Origin of the sequence: Bradyrhizobium sp. LMG 9283, from assembly GCF_045571415.1 — a bacterium.
Classification (GTDB): domain Bacteria; phylum Pseudomonadota; class Alphaproteobacteria; order Rhizobiales; family Xanthobacteraceae; genus Bradyrhizobium.
The window spans coordinates 4,155,271-4,171,983 of sequence record NZ_CP120691.1; the positions used below are offsets into that span (position 1 = coordinate 4,155,271).

General features: G+C 63.1%; 17 protein-coding genes. 15 read left to right on the top strand and 2 right to left on the bottom strand.

The features are described from left to right. Window positions 1-66 precede the first annotated feature (66 nt). The 6 genes from P6U29_RS19630 (at window position 67) to P6U29_RS19655 (ending at window position 3,734) form a co-directional block, all read left to right on the top strand. On the top strand, window positions 67-495 hold the full coding sequence (locus P6U29_RS19630; RefSeq protein WP_407119057.1) for a PaaI family thioesterase: 429 nt from the start codon (window positions 67-69) through the stop codon (window positions 493-495). Window positions 496-651: 156 nt separating this feature from the next. After that, window positions 652-1,116 (top strand): 50S ribosomal protein L13, encoded by a 465-nt coding sequence (rplM, locus tag P6U29_RS19635; protein ID WP_027576505.1) that lies wholly within the window; start codon window positions 652-654, stop codon window positions 1,114-1,116. A 1-nt stretch (window position 1,117) separates the two neighbouring features. Further along, on the top strand, window positions 1,118-1,597 hold the full coding sequence (gene rpsI, locus P6U29_RS19640; RefSeq protein ID WP_018642439.1) for a 30S ribosomal protein S9: 480 nt from the start codon (window positions 1,118-1,120) through the stop codon (window positions 1,595-1,597). A gap of 229 nt (window positions 1,598-1,826) precedes the next feature. Then, window positions 1,827-3,047 (top strand): diguanylate cyclase, encoded by a 1,221-nt coding sequence (locus P6U29_RS19645; protein WP_407119058.1) that lies wholly within the window; start codon window positions 1,827-1,829, stop codon window positions 3,045-3,047. 55 nt (window positions 3,048-3,102) lie between these two features. Then, window positions 3,103-3,339 carry a hypothetical protein gene (locus P6U29_RS19650; RefSeq protein WP_407119059.1) on the top strand — a complete coding sequence of 79 codons (237 nt, stop codon included), beginning with the start codon at window positions 3,103-3,105 and terminating at the stop codon, window positions 3,337-3,339. Between the two features lie 98 nt (window positions 3,340-3,437). Continuing rightward, a complete protein-coding gene (locus tag P6U29_RS19655) occupies window positions 3,438-3,734 on the top strand; it encodes an antibiotic biosynthesis monooxygenase (RefSeq protein ID WP_080136963.1) in 297 nt (98 codons plus the stop codon). A 6-nt stretch (window positions 3,735-3,740) separates the two neighbouring features. On the opposite strand, the gene P6U29_RS19660 is transcribed toward P6U29_RS19655, so the two are convergent. Next, window positions 3,741-4,889 (bottom strand): AI-2E family transporter, encoded by a 1,149-nt coding sequence (locus P6U29_RS19660; protein WP_407119060.1) that lies wholly within the window; start codon window positions 4,887-4,889, stop codon window positions 3,741-3,743. Window positions 4,890-5,158: 269 nt separating this feature from the next. Here P6U29_RS19660 and P6U29_RS19665 point away from each other — a divergent pair, with 269 nt between their 5' ends. The 6 genes from P6U29_RS19665 (at window position 5,159) to P6U29_RS19690 (ending at window position 12,101) form a co-directional block, all read left to right on the top strand. Then, a complete protein-coding gene (locus tag P6U29_RS19665; RefSeq protein ID WP_407119061.1) occupies window positions 5,159-5,908 on the top strand; it encodes a class I SAM-dependent methyltransferase in 750 nt (249 codons plus the stop codon). Next, a complete protein-coding gene (locus tag P6U29_RS19670) occupies window positions 5,905-6,771 on the top strand; it encodes a glycosyltransferase family 2 protein (protein WP_407119062.1) in 867 nt (288 codons plus the stop codon). Before P6U29_RS19665 ends, P6U29_RS19670 begins: the two co-directional genes overlap by 4 nt. Window positions 6,772-6,793: 22 nt before the next feature. After that, the gene (gene asnB, locus P6U29_RS19675) at window positions 6,794-8,704 is read left to right on the top strand and encodes an asparagine synthase (glutamine-hydrolyzing) (RefSeq protein ID WP_407119063.1); all 1,911 of its coding nucleotides are present in this window, start codon (window positions 6,794-6,796) and stop codon (window positions 8,702-8,704) included. A gap of 16 nt (window positions 8,705-8,720) precedes the next feature. Then, a complete protein-coding gene (locus tag P6U29_RS19680) occupies window positions 8,721-9,524 on the top strand; it encodes a class I SAM-dependent methyltransferase (RefSeq protein ID WP_407119064.1) in 804 nt (267 codons plus the stop codon). Window positions 9,525-9,844: 320 nt separating this feature from the next. Beyond that, on the top strand, window positions 9,845-11,266 hold the full coding sequence (locus P6U29_RS19685; protein ID WP_407119065.1) for a hypothetical protein: 1,422 nt from the start codon (window positions 9,845-9,847) through the stop codon (window positions 11,264-11,266). A 61-nt stretch (window positions 11,267-11,327) separates the two neighbouring features. Next, window positions 11,328-12,101 (top strand): gamma-glutamyl-gamma-aminobutyrate hydrolase family protein, encoded by a 774-nt coding sequence (locus P6U29_RS19690; RefSeq protein WP_407119067.1) that lies wholly within the window; start codon window positions 11,328-11,330, stop codon window positions 12,099-12,101. A gap of 15 nt (window positions 12,102-12,116) precedes the next feature. On the opposite strand, the gene P6U29_RS19695 is transcribed toward P6U29_RS19690, so the two are convergent. Then, window positions 12,117-12,959, bottom strand: coding sequence for an outer membrane protein (locus P6U29_RS19695; protein ID WP_407119068.1), 843 nt, complete (start codon window positions 12,957-12,959; stop codon window positions 12,117-12,119). Window positions 12,960-13,344: 385 nt separating this feature from the next. Between P6U29_RS19695 and P6U29_RS19700 the strand changes: the two genes are divergently transcribed. The 3 genes from P6U29_RS19700 (at window position 13,345) to P6U29_RS19710 (ending at window position 16,706) form a co-directional block, all read left to right on the top strand. Then, on the top strand, window positions 13,345-14,727 hold the full coding sequence (locus tag P6U29_RS19700) for an NfeD family protein (protein ID WP_407119366.1): 1,383 nt from the start codon (window positions 13,345-13,347) through the stop codon (window positions 14,725-14,727). Then, window positions 14,724-15,485: a slipin family protein gene (locus P6U29_RS19705; protein ID WP_407119069.1), complete on the top strand. Its 762-nt coding sequence runs from the start codon at window positions 14,724-14,726 to the stop codon at window positions 15,483-15,485. The genes P6U29_RS19700 and P6U29_RS19705 overlap by 4 nt, the downstream gene beginning before the upstream one ends. Before the next feature lie 132 nt (window positions 15,486-15,617). Continuing rightward, window positions 15,618-16,706: an asparaginase gene (locus P6U29_RS19710; protein ID WP_407119070.1), complete on the top strand. Its 1,089-nt coding sequence runs from the start codon at window positions 15,618-15,620 to the stop codon at window positions 16,704-16,706. Window positions 16,707-16,713 lie beyond the last annotated feature (7 nt).

A 16,713-nucleotide genomic window follows, 5' to 3' on the forward strand; every position in this document is an offset into this window, starting at 1 on the left:
TTATTGCAATTGGATGATGCAGATAACTTAATGTAACAGGCGAAGTGAAGCGAGGGTGGGAACAGCATGGTATTGGCGAAAATGAGCGTGGCGGAGCTCGAGCAGTTTCTCCGAGACGAGTTTCCCCAGGCCTTCAGCGGTGACGACATTACGATCGAGAGCGCGGATGGCCAGACCAGCCTTTTGCGCCAGCGCTACAGCGAAAGGATGCTGCGGCCGGGTGGAACCGTGTCCGGCCCGACGCTGATGGCGCTCGCCGATTTCGCTATGTACGTAGTGCTGCTGTCCGCAATCGGCCCGATCGGGCTCGCCGTCACCACCAATCTCAACATCAACTTCCTGCGCAAGGGCCAGCCCGGGCAGGATGTGCTGGCCGAGGCCCGGCTGCTCAAGCTCGGCAAGCGCCTGGCAGTGGGGGAGGTGAACCTCCTGTCGGGCACATCGGCCGACCCGATCGCCCATGTCACCTCGACCTATTCCATTCCAAATGTTTGAACTTTTCGCAGGTAGTATTGCACCATATTTTTAAGATATTGATTTCATGAATATAATTTCAGCCTTGGGGCATTGACCGTTGCGTCTGTCTTCTCTAGAAACCCGCGCAGTCCGGTGCGGTGTTCGCGCCGATGTCTCCCTCACGGAAATTCTGACATGAAAACCTTTTCGGCAAAGCCGGCCGAGGTGACGAAGAAGTGGGTGCTGATCGACGCCAAGGGTCTGGTGGTCGGCCGTCTCGCCACCATCGTCGCCATGCGGCTCCGCGGCAAGCACCTCCCGACCTACACCCCGCACGTCGATTGCGGCGACAACGTCATCATCATCAACGCGCAGCATGCGGTCCTCACCGGTCGCAAGCGCGAGCAGAAGACCTACTACAAGCACACCGGTTACGTCGGCCACGTCAAGGAGCGCACCGCGCGCCAGATCCTCGAGGGTCGTCATCCCGAGCGCGTGCTCGAAAAGGCCGTCGAGCGCATGATCCCGCGTGGTCCGCTCGGTCGCGTGCAGATGGGCAACCTCCGCGTCTACGGCGGGCCTGATCATCCGCATGAGGCGCAGCAGCCCGAGAAGATCGACATCGCCAAGTTGAACCGCAAGAACACGAGGGCCGCATAACATGGCCGAATCCATCCAGTCGCTCGACCAGCTCTCGCAGCTCAAGACGGCGGCGGCGCCCGAGGCGCCCAAGCACGAGAAGAAGGTCGACAAGTTCAACCGCGCCTATGCCACCGGCAAGCGCAAGGACGCGGTCGCCCGCGTCTGGATCAAGCCGGGCGCCGGCAAGGTCACGGTCAACTCGCGCGAGGTCGAGGTCTATTTCGCCCGTCCCGTGCTGCGCATGATGATCGAGCAGCCGTTCTCCGTGGCCCAGCGTTCGGGCCAGTACGACGTGATCTGCACCGTCGCCGGCGGCGGCCTGTCCGGCCAGGCCGGCGCCGTCCGTCACGGCATCTCGAAGGCGCTGACCTATTTCGAGCCGGAGCTGCGCAGCGTGCTCAAGAAGGGCGGCTTCCTCACCCGCGACTCCCGCGTGGTCGAGCGCAAGAAGTACGGCAAGGCCAAGGCTCGCCGGTCCTTCCAGTTCTCGAAGCGTTAATCGCTTCAGTCGTATTCGCCGCGAAAGCGGCTTCAATGAGATGCAAAAGGGCGCTGATTTCAGCGCCCTTTTTGTTGTTCGTTTGTATGCAAATTGATGGCGTGTTTCCCGAAAACTTAGGGATCCGCGAAAACCTGAATGGAACCCGCGGGACATAGCGTCGCACTTGGAAGGGCGCGCAAATCGGATGTGCCGATCGCGTAACTGCTATGTTCTAGAGGGGGCCGACATGATGTCGCTCGATAGCATCACGCTCTATTTGGTCGCCACCATGGTCGCCGCACTGCTCGGCGCCATGATGGTGTTTTTCGGCAAGCAGGAGAACAGCCCGGCACTGAAATGGTGGGGCACCGCCTATCTTCTCGGTGCCGCCTCGGTCGCGCTGTGGACCGCAGCGGGCGACAGGCTGGCCGTCCATATTTACCTTGCGCTGAACGCCGTCGGTTTCATCGCCTGCGGCATGGTGTGGAACGCGGCGCGCGTCTTCCACGGCCGCAAGCCGAACTGGCCCGGCCTCGTGCTCGGCGCGCTCGCCTGGGTCACGGCTGCGACGCTGCTCGATCCCACAGCATCGATGCTGCGCATGCTCGTCGGTGCCGGCATCGTCTCGGTCTATGCGGCGCTGACCGCGAGCGAACTCTGGACCGAACGACGCAAGAGCCTGCAACGACGCTGGCCGGCCTTCGTGATGCCGGCGATGCATGGTTGCGTGTTGATGCTGCCGATTTTGGTCGGCAGTTTCCTGCGCCCGCACGATGCCGGCTTCTCCTCGAGCATCTGGGTCACCGTGTTCGCGGTCGAGCTCATACTCTATGCCGTCGGGACCGTGTTCGTGATCTTCATGCTGGTGTCGGAGCGCACCGTCACCGCGCATCGGACCGCCGCGTCGACCGATCCGCTGACCGGCATGCTCAACCGGCGTGGCTTCTCGGAAGCCTGTGCGCGCGTGATCGAGCGCGAGGCCAAGGCCGGGCGGCCGGTGACCGTGATGATCTTCGACATCGACCACTTCAAGTCGATCAACGACCGCTTTGGCCATCCCGCCGGCGATGAGATGCTGAAACTGTTCTCCACCGTCGTGATCAGCAACTTGCGCATCTCCGACCTCTCGGGCCGCATCGGCGGCGAGGAGTTTGCCGCGCTGTTGCCGTGCTCGTTGGAGGAGGGCGTGCTCGTCGCCGAGCGCGTGCGCGAGGCGTTCGAGACCTCCGGCGTCGTCGTTGAAGAAGGCCCGGTTGACACCACTGTCAGCATCGGCGTCGCCGGCGGTCCGGCCGGTACCGAGCTGGAGGTGCTGCTGGCCTCGGCCGACACCGCGCTTTACCAGGCCAAGCGCGGCGGCCGTAACCGTGTCGAGGCGGCCGAGGAGCTGCCGCTGTCGCTGGAGAACTGGCGCCGCCAGAGCGCCGCGCGAACCGGTGCATCGCAGGCGCGTCCGGCCACCGCCTGAGCCGCGGGGCTTGCGGTAATCTTCTGTTTACCATTCGATCCCATACCATTCCGGTATGGAATCGATCCGCCGACAGAATCCGCAAGTCACCCTGATGTCGCTCGAAGCTGCTGCAGCCTCGGCACGCGGCGGTTTCGCCTGTCTGTTCTCGACCGCAGATGAATACGAGACGGCGCTGATCACCGAGCGCCGCGCGCAGGGCCGCTACACGCACAGGCGCAGCTACTGGCCGCTCGCGCTGTTCGTCGGCTGTGCGCTGATCGTCGCGGGCACTGTCCTGCTGTTCGCCTGATAGGCCTAGCTTCCAGGCCGGGCGCGTCGCCGTTTCGGCGCCTTTTTCTTTGTCGCTGTCTGCGGTAGACACGGCCATCAACAAAAGGGTGGAAACCGATGATCACCGAGATCGCGCAAATCGATGTCAAGCCGGGCAGCGAGAAGGATTTTGAGGCGGCCGTCGCCAAGGCCAAGGCCGCTTTCGGCCGGGCCAAGGGCTTTCACGGTTTCGAGCTGCACAAGTCGATCGAGAAGCCGCAGCGTTACCGGCTGATGGTGAAATGGGCGACGCTGGAGAACCACACCGTCGATTTCCGCGGCTCGGAGAATTTCACCGAATGGCGCGGCCTGGTCGGCCAGTATTTTGCCGCGCCCCCGGAGGTCGAGCACACCGAGACGGTGCTGACTACGTAAAGCGCGTCAAGCCGCCTCCGCCAGAGGCGGCGCCTCATACCTCTTGAAATGGTCGATCATGACCTTGGCGATGGCGACCAGTGGCAGCGCCAGCGCGAGGCCCCAGATGCCGAACACGACGCCGAGCAGGATCTGGAACGCGAACAGCGTCGCCGGCGGGATGTCCAGCGCCTGCCGCTGCAGGATCGGCGTCAGCACGTAGCTCTCCATGGCGTGCACGCCCATGAAGAGCAGAAAGGCCGACAAAGCGGGGATCCAGCCCGAGGCGAGGCTTGCCAGCACCACGACGACGCCGGCGATGATCGCTCCGACGGTGGGGATGAAGGCGAGCAGGCCCGCCTGGATTCCCAGGATGAACGCGCCGGGGATGCCGATGACGGCAAGGCCGATCCAGGTCACGACGCCGACCGCGATCATGACGACAATCTGGGCGATCAGCCAGCGCTCCAGCGTCTCAGCTGTGCGGTCGATGATGTGGGCGACGCGCGTGCGGTGCCTCGCCGGTGCCAGGAACAGCAGGCCGTCATGATATGTGCTGGGCTGGGCGGCGAATGCGAGGCCCAGGAACAGCACGATGAAGATGTTGCCCACGCCGTGAATGGTGCCGAGCAGCAGCTTGAGGGTCTGGCTCACGATCGCCCCGCCGCTGGAGGCGAGCGCGCCGGCGCCGGGCAAGGGCCCACGCGAGGGCGCCGCGGGCGCGGGTGTCGCGTCCGACGACGTGGCCGAGGAGTCCGAGGCAGCATTGCCGAGATCGAAGAAGCTGGTGTCGATGCCGTGGCTCTCGAGGAAGGACCTGAGATTCGTGATCTGCGACTTGATGGTCTTGCTCAGCACCGAGGCCTGTTCAGCAATGGTGGCGCCGCCGAGATAAGCGATGCCTGCGAGAAGCAAAGCGAGCGCGACACAGACGATCGCAAGTCGGACCGGGTGAGGCAGGTGGACCCGGCGGCCGAGCGCATTGACCAGCGCGTTGAGGCCGAGGCCGAGCAGCATACCAGTGAAGATCAGCAGCAGGGTGGCCGCAAAATACCAGGTGAAGGCGAGCAGCGCGGCGAACAGTACGACGCCGATGCCTCCGACGGAAATCGCCCAGGCCTGATCCCGAGCCAGGTCGCTGCGGGTCCGGGGGCGTTCATCTGCGGGACTAATCACGTCACATCTTCCTTCTGGCCTTGCGTCTTGCCGTTGATCATTGGCGGGGATGAGGTTTGCCGGAAGCACTCTCGGGAGCCAAGCGTTTTCGTGGAACCAAAGTCAAGGCGTCCGCGCGGTGCCCGTGGGGTGCGACCATTGGCGTTACCCGAAGGCGCTCCATCTCCCTGCAATGGCAGCCTATCAACTTGAGCGAGAGGCAGATGCCGAACGCCCTTGAGAAACAGACTTCGTCCTGCTAATTCGGCTGTAGGAAAAGGGCAGGTTCCATGGTCCAGGTCTCTCATCCGCTTCCGCCTGTCCCAATCGACGCGCTCAAGACCGGAGCCGATACCTATTCGAGCGCGATTGCGGACGCGCAGAACTACATGAACTGGGTCATCGACCAGTTCCGCCCTTATCTGCGGGGACAAATCGTCGAAATCGGATTTGGTCACGGGCACTACAGCAAGGCGCTCGGCGAGCTCGGGGATTATTGCGGGGTGGACCACGACCGCGCGAGTGTCGATCATGCCACGCGGGAGATGCCCGGCCGAAAGTTTGCCGTCTGCGATATCCTAGTTCGGAATCAGTTGCGGTCGCTGTTTCCAGACGGCGTCGATGCGGTCTTCACCATCAATGTTCTCGAGCACATCGAGGACGACGCGACCGCCATTGCCAATCTGGTCGATGTGCTGAAGCCCGGAGGTCACCTCCTGATCAGCGTTCCGGCCCTGATGCTGCTCTATAATGACCTTGATCGCCTGGCAGGGCACTGTCGTCGTTACACCACGACGCGTTTGGCCAATCTGCTCGCGGATCAGCCGGTCGAGCTCGTCCGGCTGAGCTATTTCAATCCCATTGGCGGATTGGGCTGGCTTGCCAATCGCCTGAAGCGGCATCGGTCGCTCAATGATGACGCCGTGAACGGGCAGATTGCGCTGTTCGACAAGTACGTCGTGCCGCTGTCGCGGGCGCTCGATCCGCTCTCGCGAAGTTTCTTTGGACAATCCGTCACCTGTATTGCACGTCGCTTATGATTTCAGTCGTCATTCCCGCGCTCAACGAACGTGACGGCATCGTTGAAACCATCGATCGAGCCAAGGCAGCTCTCAATGCCGCTCAACTCACCCCTTACGAAATCGTCATCGTCGACGACGGGTCGATCGATGGGACCGGCGCGCTCGCCGAACAGGCGGGGGCCAAAGTGCTCAGGCATGCTCACAACATCGGCTATGGCCGCTCGCTGAAGGATGGTATTCGCGCCGCGTCCTACGACACGATCGTCATCAGCGATGCGGATGGCTCCTACCCGATGGAGGCGATTCCGGCGCTGGTCGCACGCTACAAGCAGGGTTTTGACATGGTCGTGGGCGCCCGGACCGGGCCCAATTATCGGGAATCCATGCTGAAGTCGCCATTGCGCGCAGTCCTGAAGGCGATCGTCGAATTCACCGCCAACCGCGAGATTCCCGACATCAATTCCGGCCTTCGCGTGTTCGGCAGGCAGGTTGCCATCTCTTATTTCGAGCATGTCAGCGACCTCTTCAGCTTCACGACGTCGCTCACCCTTGCCTACATGATGAACGCAAAATTCGTCGACTATATCGACATCGACTACAAGGAGCGGATCGGCCGCTCCAAGGTGAATCTGTTCCGCGACTCCATCCGGACCCTGCAATACGTCCTGGAGGCCTGTACGTACTACAATCCGCTGAAGATCTTCGTGCTGTTGGCCATGATGTGCATGGCTCTCGCACTGGTCTCCCTGATTGGCGGTATCATCCTCCAACTCGTCAGCGCCTTTGTACTCGGCGTCGGCGCGATCCTGCTTAGCATCCTCGTCGTCGCCATGGGGCTGCTCGCGGTGCTTCTGAAGCAGATCATGAACCAGCGACCATGATCATCCTCGGCAAGAGAACGCGATGTGCGGCATAGCGGGCATCTTTCATCGTGACGGTCGCGCCGCCGATAGTCGTGCAGTCGCGGCGATGTCGGCTGCATTGGTCCATCGTGGTCCCGACGACGAGGGCATCTGGCTGGAAGGATCCATCGGGCTCGCCCACCGCCGGCTCGCCATCCGCGATCTCTCCGATGGCGGGCATCAGCCGATGCTCGATGCCTCCGGCCGTATCGTGGTGACCTACAACGGCGAGATTTATAACGATCAGGAACTGCGACGCGACCTCGAGCGCTCGTTCGGTTTCCAGTTTCGCAGCACCTGCGACACCGAAATCCTTCCCTACGCTTACCTCGCCTGGGGCGATGCGATGTTCGAGCGGCTCGAAGGCTTTTTCGCCATCGGCCTGTGGGACCGCCGGGATCGTCGCCTGATCCTTGCGCGCGATGGGATCGGGATCAAGCCGCTGTATTATTTCGAGAGCGACGGTGACGTCCTGTTTGCCAGCGAGATCAAGGGAATCACTGCGAGCGGAGAGGTCGCGGCGCGGATCGATCCCGTCGCACTGCACACCTATCTGGCCGCAGGCCACACCGGCACGCGGCAGAGCCTGTTTCAGGAGATCAAGCAAGTCCCGCCCGGCACGACGATCGGTTTCACCGACCAGGAGCGGTCCGAGCGGCGCTTCTGGCGTCCGGTGCGCGCGCCCGTCATCGATGACCTCGATGAAGCGGTTGTCCGACTGCAATCGACCATCGAAACGGTGGTAAAGAGCCAGATGGTGAGCGACGTGCCGCTCGCCGTGCTCCAGAGCGGAGGCATCGACAGCTCGCTGATCAGCCTAACTCTCGGGCGGCTCGGATTGAAGCCGCCCTTGTTCACGGCGGGCTTTACCGAAAAGAGCCATGACGAAACGTCGGTAGCGCGGCAGATCGCTGCCGCTGCCGGCCTGTCGCTCAACGTCATCGACGGGGAAGCGGGCGAGGGGGCCGAGGCTGCGCTGCGAGCGGTGGTCTATCATTTCGATGGTCAATGCGCCGACACCGGCGCGCTCGGATTCTATCACCTGGCCGGTGCGGTCCGGCGGCATTCCACCGTGGTTCTCTCGGGCGACGGTGGCGACGAGTTCTTCGCGGGATATGAAACCTACGCTGCGACCATGATGGCTGAGGGCGCGCGTCGTCTTGTTCCCCGCAGCGTCGCTGGCCTGACCGGGCGCCTCGCCTACGCGTCCGTTCGCGGCAACGAGAAGCGGCTTCCGGCAGCGGCGCAGCTCGCCCGCTTTGCGCTCGGTCTCGGCGACGGTGGCCGCAGCCCGCATCTTCAATGGCGGCGGCTCGTTCCCCGATTTCTCGCTGACAGGATCTATGACCGCGGGATGGCCGATCTTGCATCGACCGACCCCTTCGCTGAGTACGCCGAATACTATGCGGAGCCGCACGAGAAAGTGCTCGATCGCGCTCTGATCGCTGACCAGCGCTTTCATCTCCAGAGCGTTCTCACCAAGGTCGATGCCATGAGCATGGCGCACGGTCTCGAGGTGCGCGTTCCGATCCTCGATCGACGCGTCATGGATCTCGCCGGCAGCCTCGATGTCTCGCTGCTCAATCCCTGGCCCAAGGGGGCGCCGAAATATGTGTTGCGTAAGCTTGCCGAGCGCCTGGGCATGCCGGGTGAGGCCGCATGGTCGCGCAAGCGCGGCTTCAACGTGCCGATCGCGCAATTGATGCGGCGCGGTGGGCTGCGGCCGATCTGCGACCGGGTGCTCCATCGTGAAGCTGACGTTTTTGCCCCTTTCATGAGGCCGGAGGCGATCCGGCTGCTGTGGAATGAGCATCTGGAGCGGAGGAGCGACAATGCGTTTGCGCTCTGGCCGATCCTGACGCTCGGCATCTGGCTGACGGGGCTGGCAGCGCCGGCGCCGCGCCAAGCATAAGCGGCTAGGCGGACGCATGTCGGACCTGAGGGATCAGACGATCAGCGATTTTGGGGAGCAATGGACTGCGTTCCGCGACAATCCCGGCTATTACGGGTCGGCCGACCTCCTTGCCGATCTGTTCGGCCCGTTGCTCGCTCTTGAAGATGTCGCGGGCAAGCGGATCGCCGACATTGGAAGCGGCACCGGGCGCATCGTCAACATGCTGCTCGATGCTGGCGCGGGCCATGTCGTTGCGGTCGAGCCCTCCGACGCCATGCTGGTCCTGAAGGACAACACGGCGGCGCGCGCCGACCGCATCGACTATTTGCAGGTACCCGGTGACCAGTTGCCCCCGGATCTCGGGCTCGACTACGTGGTGTCAATGGGCGTCCTGCATCATATCCCCGAACCGGCGCCCGTGGTCCGCGCGGCGTTCGCAGCCCTGCGCCCGGGCGGACGCTGCATCGTCTGGCTCTATGGCTACGAAGGCAACGAGACCTATCTCTCGCTCGCCATACCACTGCGCAAGCTCACCGTCCTGCTGCCGCACCGGCTGCTCATGGTGCTGTCCCATGGCCTTGAGTGGGGTCTGACGGCCTATATCGGGCTGTGCCGGATATTGCCACTTCCGATGCGGTCCTACATGCGTTCCGTGCTGGCGAAGTTTCCACGCAGCGTTCGTCGCTTGACCATTTACGACCAGCTCAATCCTGCTTACGCAAAATACTACACGCGTGTTGAAGCAGAGGCGCTGCTGGCGGATGGCGGGTTCACTGATGTCAGGCTCCACCATCGCCATGGCTATAGCTGGACGGTGTCCGGCGCCCGACCAGCATGAGGTGATCTTACCGGCGAAGGCGCGTTGCCGCCTTCGCGCGGTTAGCGCATTCGGAGAATACATTGCCTGCTAGCGACATCAGAGGTGAAGGGGCGAAGCGGCCGGCACGTTTCGCGTGGGCAAGCCGTATCGCATGGCTCTGGATCTGGCTCGGGGTGATCGGCCTCGCATTGATGGTTCATCTGGCTTTTCTGGTGGCCTGGCCGGATCATTTCCTCCACGAGGATAGCGGCGCCTATCTGGACGAAGCGGAGTCCATCCTAAGAGGTCATTACATCGATGATCCCGGGAAGCGGCCATACGGCATGGCGGTCTTCCTGGTGCTGCTGTCCAAGCTGTTCGGGCCGCATATCCTGGTCTTCGTCATTGCCCAGCATCTGATGAGCATCGGCACGGCCCTTCTTGTCGCCGCGACGGTGCGGCTTGCCGGAGCTCCCCGCATCCTGTCGGTGCTGGCCTTTCTGATTGCCGCGCTCTATGCGCGCACGGTTCACTACGACAACACGATTGGTGCCGAGACCATCTCGAACTTTCTGGTCGCCCTAGCGGCCTTCATCGCCGCAGGCCTGGCCTTCAGGAAGTGGTCGCCATTTATCGCCGCGGCGGCGGTCGGGGTCGCCCTCGGGGCTGTCATGACTTGCCGGTCGGCCGCCGTCGGACAAGCTGCCGTCATCCTGCTCTGGCTTGCGGTGGTGCTGGATGCCGGATGGCTCCGCCGACTGACCCTGCTCGCGCTGGCGGGCGGCCTTGCCACGGCCGTGTATCTGATCCCGACCGCCGTCAATTACGCGATCGGAAAGCGTCTGGCCGGCAATGAGAGCCTCGCGGTCATGGCGTTCGTGGTCGGCTATTCCGCCGACTTTGATCACGGCGTCCATCTCGACCGGAAAGCCAACGCACGGGCATTCGTCGAAAAGATGCGGGCACAGGACACTCCGACCGGCTGGGCCGATGCGGACGTATATCAATGGCCCTTCGCTGCCATGCATTTGCTGGAGAAGCCCGGCGATAGCGCGGCCGAGTTCGAGAAAGTGGTTCGCGACATCTTCATCGAAACGCTGACGACTCCGGCGACGCTGTACCGGCACCTCACCGGGCATTTCCTGCGCGAGATGTATTTTCTGCTGTTCGACGGAAACAGCGTGGCGCGGCGAACCGTCAATCCGCAGGGTTACGAGTTCTTCGCCCAGCGAGACCCGTTCCCGTTCTTTGGAATTCCGACCGGGCTCAAACCCGGACAGCTCATCCATGACTACTACAAGCCACATTGGCGGCTGGAGGGACGAGTCTTGCCGACGCAGGCTCGATTGCAACTGGGGCTGAGCTATGTCCTGACGCTTGGCTACCAGCCGCGACCGGATCTGGCACACCTGTGCTGCGGCTTGACCATCTCGAGCGAGTACGATGACCTTCCGGGGCCAATCCGGTGGGTATCCGCGGCGACGCTGATCCTCCTGGCCGTCCTGCTCGCAGGCGGCGTCGCAACCCGACTAGGGTTGATGCCGTCGCTTCCCGCAGGCCTGACGGCCGGCGGCACGCTGATGATCCTGCTTGCGCTGGTCAGCGCCGCGTTTCCAGCGTTTCTCATCTACGGGTTCAACCGCTACGCCTACTATGTCGTCCCGTTTCTCGGTGGCGCGAGCGCCATCCTGGGCGCCGTTCTGTTCGATCGGATCCGGCTGTTATGGTGTGGCGCCATTTGCGCGAAAATAGCATTGCCGTCCCGCGATCCCTTCTGTTGAATTTGTTCCATCGGAGGGGCATGTTTGCAGAATCTTCTTACCGGGAGGCGCGGAACGCGAAATGAGAAAGCCGGTCGTCGGCGTTATCGGGAATTCCCATCGCGTCGAGAATCGATTTCAGGTGCAAATGGTGGGCGAGCGCAACCTGCGCGCTGTGGCCGAAGTCTCCGGCGGCTTGCCGGTGATGTTCGCGGGCTCCCCTGATATCACCGATATCGCGGCGCTGCTCGATACCGTGGACGGCATCATCCTGACCGGCGCCCGGGCCAACGTGCACCCGACCCGTTTCAACGTCGATCCTTGCGAGAAGCACGAGCCCTATGACATCCACCGCGACGAGGTCGCGCTGGCCCTTTCGGTCGCCTGCGTCGCCCGCGGCATCCCGCTGTTCGGCATCTGTCGCGGCCTGCAGGAGATGAACGTCGCCTTCGGTGGCTCGCTGCACCCCGAGATCCGCGAACTCCCCGGCCGGATGAATCACCGCATGCCCCGGCTCGAGAACGGCGAGATCCATCCCGATCCCACCGTGGTGTTCGCCGACCGGCACGACGTCGATCTGACGCCGGGCGGCGCCTTCGCAAAGATCCTGGGCTGCGAGAAGATCCGGGTCAATTCGCTGCACGGCCAGGGCATCCTCGATCCCGGCAAGCGCGTGCTGATCGAGGGCGTCGCCGAGGATGGCACCATCGAGGCGATCCGCATCGCGGAGGCCTCGACCTTTGCGCTCGGCGTGCAATGGCATGCGGAGTACGATCCGCAGCACAATCCGATCAACCGCAAGCTGTTCGAGGCCTTTGGCGAAGCCCTGGTAGCACGGCAGAAGGCGGCGGCGTAGCTCGCGCTCCCGCGATCAATAGCGGGCGGTCACGGCCCCGGGCAGGGGATTGAAGTGATAGTTCACGCCCAGCTTGAACAGATGCAGATCCTGCGTGATCCAGCTGTTGACGGCGGCCCCTGACGTGGCGATGCCGGTCTGATTGAAGGTGCCGCTTTGGCTCGTATGCTGGTTGATCAGGCGGATGAAATCATACTCACCTTTGATCGACCAGTTGCCGGCAAGCGCGTATTCGAGTCCCGCACCGATCACACCGCCCGAGTGCACTGCCTTCCCTTCGGCTGCGGTGCTTGCGCTGACAGCCCCGAATGCTGCCGTACCATTGAATAGGTGGCTCTCATTGGCAATGGCCACGCCCGCCTTACCATAGACCAGCAGGCGATCGCCGACGATGAAACCGGCCCGGCCGCTGGCGATCGCAAGCCAGTCGATCGACGTGCTCAGATCAGCCGTAGCCGCCGCGCCGAACAGCGGAAACGCCGAGAACCTGCTGCCTTGCATGCCGGTCCACATCCATTCACCTTCGACGCCGAAGACCAACGCGCCGGACTGCACGTTGACGCCGCCATCAAAGCCGGCGAGCCATCCGCTTGCATCGAAGCTGCCACTGCCCGGCGGGCCCGAGGGGTCCTGATTGCGCGACTCGCGACCAAGGCCATAGCCGGCTTGCACACCGACGAAACCGCCGGTCCAGTTCGTGCCGGACGCTGGCCTAACCGGCGGATATTTGGGATCGACCGCGACGCCGCCAATTCGGTAGTTCGCCCCCAGCTTGATCAGATGGATGGAATCCTGCGCGATCGGGACGTCCCCAGCGATTGGAGTCGTCACACCGAAAGACGTGACGCTACCGCTCATCGCGACCTGCCGGGTGCCGAAATGCAGATAATCGTATTCTGCCTTGACCGAACCAATCCAAATCTCGGACGGAATAAACCAATCAGTAGGATTTGCTCCGTCCCGATTTTCACGGCTCTGATTTGTTCTTTGAGAACGAATTGGAGTCGGATGCAGAACGAAGGCTGACGGGCGGGCGCAAGGTCTATTTTTGAGCGCGGTAGCCGCGCCTGAGGCGGGGCGGATCCAGCTGTGAGCCTAGTCCGCCGCTGCCTCTACTCAGCGGATCACATCGACATCCTGCGTGGCCATTTGCACTGCATTGCACAATCGTGACGTTAGCCTTCGCGCGCAGCATTGAGGTTCCCGAGAGGACCACCATATGCTCTGCAAGGGAGCCCTTGCCGTGCACACCATGAAGGCGGCCCTCGTTGCGGCGATCACCGTCGTGGCTTTGACCTGCTGCCTCCTTCCCAGCTCAGCGGAGGAGAGCGGCCGTGTTGCCCTGGTCGTTTCGATCGACGGGGCGATTGGCCCGGCGTCGGCCAGCTACGTCCGGGAGGCTTTGGCCACGGCGGGCGAACGGCGCGCCGAGGTTGTGCTTCTGAGAATGAACACGCCCGGCGGTCTCAATTCCAGCATGCGCGAGATTATCGCGGATGTGCTCGCCTCGCCCGTCCCCGTCATCGGCTACGTCGCTCCGTCCGGCGCCCACGCGGCGAGTGCCGGGACCTATATCCTTTATGCGACCCACATCGCGGCGATGGCGCCAGGCACCAATATCGGCGCGGCGACGCCGGTCCAGATTGGCGGGCCGCTGCCGGGCCTGCCGAGCGGCACACCCGACAAGGACGGCAAAGACAAAAAGGATGAGCCGAAGGACGCGATGGCGGCGAAGGCCACGAACGACGCCGTCGCCTTCATCCGCAGCCTTGCCGAGCTGCGCAACCGCAATACGGACTGGGCAGAGAAGGCGGTCCGTGAGGCTGCAACACTCTCTGCCAACGGTGCGCTAGCGGCACATGCCATCGATCTCGTTGCGCGCGATCAGGCTGAATTGCTGCGGCAGGTCGATGGCCGCGTGGTGGAGCTTGCAGGCGGCAAGACGCAACGCCTCGCGACGAAGGATGCTGTCGTCGAAGCCATCGAGCCCGGACGGATATCCCGCTTCCTGGCGGTCATCACCGATCCCAACGTCGCCTTCATTCTCCTGATGGTCGGCATCTACGGTCTGATCTTCGAGTTCATGTCTCCCGGAGCCGTCGCTCCCGGAGTCATCGGCGCGATCTGCCTGCTGATCGGTCTCTATGCACTCAATTTGCTGCCGATCAACTATGCCGGTCTCGCCCTGATGCTGGTCGGACTGGTGCTTCTCACGGTCGAAGCCTTCAATCCGACGGTGGTGATCGGTCTCGGAGGGATCATCGCCTTCGTGCTGGGTGCGCTGATGCTGTTCAGGGGCGAGGCGCCCGGCTATCGCTTGTCGTGGTGGGTGATCGGCATCACTGCAGCTGTGTTTGTCGGCCTTGCTCTGGTCGTGCTTGGTTCGCTTCGGCGTGTCCGCAAAGCTCCTGCGCGGGTCGGCGCGCAGGCCATGCGTGGCTTGCCTGCCGAGATTCTCGACTGGAACGGGAATGAAGGTCACGTGTTCGCCCATGGTGAGCGCTGGCACGCGCGCGGCGCCGAAACGTTCAAGCCTGGAGACACCGTCGAAATCGCCAACGTCATCGATCTGACGCTGCTGATACGGCGCACACCCGCCCGAAAAGGCGAGGGAGGTACATCATGATGCTGGAATATTTGACCTATGCGGCGCTCGCGCTGCTGGTCGTCATATTTCTGTCCCAGGCCATTCGAATCCTGCGCGAATACGAGCGCGGCGTCGTCTTCACGCTCGGCCGCTTCACCGGGGTGAAGGGGCCCGGCCTCATCATCCTCGTCCCGATTGTGCAGCAACTGGTCAAGGTCGATCTCAGGGTGATGGTGCAGGTCGTTCCGCCGCAGGACGTGATTTCGCGGGACAACGTGTCCGTCAAGGTCAACGCCGTATTGTACTTCCGCATCGTCGACCCCGAGCGCGCCATCATTAAGGTCGGCGACTACATGGCCGCGACCAGCCAGCTCGCCCAGACCACGTTGCGTTCGGTGCTCGGCAAGCACGAGCTCGACGAGATGCTCGCCGAACGCGACCGGCTGAACGCCGACATCCAGGAGATCCTCGACAAGCAGACCGACGTCTGGGGCATCAAGGTCACCGGCATCGAGATCAAGGATGTCGATATCAACGAAACCATGGTTCGCGCGATTGCCAAACAGGCTGAGGCGGAGCGCTTGCGGCGGGCCAAGGTGATCAATGCGATGGGCGAGCAGCAAGCCGCCGAGAAGCTCGTCGAAGCCGGCCGGATCCTCGCGCAGGAGCCCCAGGCCATGCAGCTGCGCTACTTCGCGGCTCTGCACGACATCGCCGGTGAACGGTCGTCGACCGTCGTGTTTCCGCTGCCGACCGGCTTGCTCGACCATTTCATGCCGCGGCCTAACAACCCGTAGCGGGTAGCGGCGAGGACGACCCATCTTCGCCCAAATGGGCGTGTCGAATGTTGATGCCTACCTAAACGGGAGAAACATTCGATGACCAGGCACGCCGTTAGCCCGCTAAGCCGCCGCCAACGTCGGACATTCATGCTTGCCGTTCCGCTGGTCGCCTTCGCACTTTGCTCGTGGCCGATCGGCGAAACGGCGCAGGCCGCAGAGCCGGGCAAGGACAGCCCTGCAGCCAATCTGCCCCGGATCCTCGTGCTGGCGACGGGCGGCACCATCGCAGGCCAGGCCGACCCGCGCGCGACCGGCGCCTACAAGTCCGGCCAGATCACGGGCGAGCAGCTGATGCAGTCGGTACCTGGCCTGGACAAGCTCGCCAAGCTGAACGCCGAGCAGATTTCGTCGATCGGATCCCAGGACATGAATGACAAGGTCTGGTTTGCGCTGGCCCGCCGCATCCAGGACGCCTTCGACAAGAATGAAGCCGATGGCGTCGTCATCACTCATGGCACCGATACGCTCGAGGAGACCGCGTTCTTTCTCGACAACGTGGTACGCGGCGACAAGCCGGTGGTGATCGTCGGCTCGATGCGGCCGGCCACGGCGATCAGCGCGGACGGTCCCGGCAATCTCTATGAAGCGGTGCAGGTGGCCGCCGATCCGCGCTCGCGCGGGCGGGGCGTCATGGCCGTGCTGAACGACAAGATTCAAGGCGCCCGCTCGGTCACCAAGACCAACACCACGAGCATCGAGACGTTCGGCTCTCCCAATGACGGGCCGATCGGCTACGTCGATACCGCCGGCGGCATCCGTTTCATGACCCAGGCTGCGGGCTTCAAGCGCGCGACCTATCAGTTGCCGGCAGGCGAGCAATTGCCGCGCGTCGCGATCGTCTACTCGCACGCCAACATGGATGCCGTTCCCATCGAGGACGCGATTTCCCATGGCGCAAGAGGCATCGTGCTGGCCGGCGTCGGTGACGGCAATACGTCCAAAGCCGCCCTCGATGCGCTCGACGCGGCGGCCAAGAAGGGCGTACTCGTCGTCCGCTCGACACGGGTCCGATCCGGCTTCGTCACAAGGAACGTCGAGGTCGACGACGACAAGTACGGCTTCGTCGTGTCCGAGGACCTCAATCCGCAGAAGGCGCGCGTCCTCACCCAATTGCTGATCGCAAACGGCGTGGCCGCCCCGGCCGAGCTGCAGAAGGCGTTCACGGCGACGTGGTAGCGGCCGA

Bases quoted from the DNA above. Each gene is read 5' to 3' on its own strand.
- P6U29_RS19670 (WP_407119062.1), top strand. From the start codon at position 5,905: ATGATTTCAGTCGTCATTCCCGCGCTCAACGAACGTGACGGCATCGTT.
- P6U29_RS19630 (WP_407119057.1), top strand. From the start codon at position 67: ATGGTATTGGCGAAAATGAGCGTGGCGGAGCTCGAGCAGTTTCTCCGA.
- P6U29_RS19650 (WP_407119059.1), top strand. From the start codon at position 3,103: ATGGAATCGATCCGCCGACAGAATCCGCAAGTCACCCTGATGTCGCTC.
- P6U29_RS19710 (WP_407119070.1), top strand. From the start codon at position 15,618: ATGCTTGCCGTTCCGCTGGTCGCCTTCGCACTTTGCTCGTGGCCGATC.
- rplM (WP_027576505.1), top strand. From the start codon at position 652: ATGAAAACCTTTTCGGCAAAGCCGGCCGAGGTGACGAAGAAGTGGGTG.
- rpsI (WP_018642439.1), top strand. From the start codon at position 1,118: ATGGCCGAATCCATCCAGTCGCTCGACCAGCTCTCGCAGCTCAAGACG.
- P6U29_RS19705 (WP_407119069.1), top strand. From the start codon at position 14,724: ATGATGCTGGAATATTTGACCTATGCGGCGCTCGCGCTGCTGGTCGTC.
- P6U29_RS19680 (WP_407119064.1), top strand. From the start codon at position 8,721: ATGTCGGACCTGAGGGATCAGACGATCAGCGATTTTGGGGAGCAATGG.
- P6U29_RS19645 (WP_407119058.1), top strand. From the start codon at position 1,827: ATGATGTCGCTCGATAGCATCACGCTCTATTTGGTCGCCACCATGGTC.
- asnB (WP_407119063.1), top strand. From the start codon at position 6,794: ATGTGCGGCATAGCGGGCATCTTTCATCGTGACGGTCGCGCCGCCGAT.
- P6U29_RS19695 (WP_407119068.1), bottom strand. From the start codon at position 12,959: ATGAGCGGTAGCGTCACGTCTTTCGGTGTGACGACTCCAATCGCTGGG.
- P6U29_RS19655 (WP_080136963.1), top strand. From the start codon at position 3,438: ATGATCACCGAGATCGCGCAAATCGATGTCAAGCCGGGCAGCGAGAAG.
- P6U29_RS19690 (WP_407119067.1), top strand. From the start codon at position 11,328: ATGAGAAAGCCGGTCGTCGGCGTTATCGGGAATTCCCATCGCGTCGAG.
- P6U29_RS19665 (WP_407119061.1), top strand. From the start codon at position 5,159: ATGGTCCAGGTCTCTCATCCGCTTCCGCCTGTCCCAATCGACGCGCTC.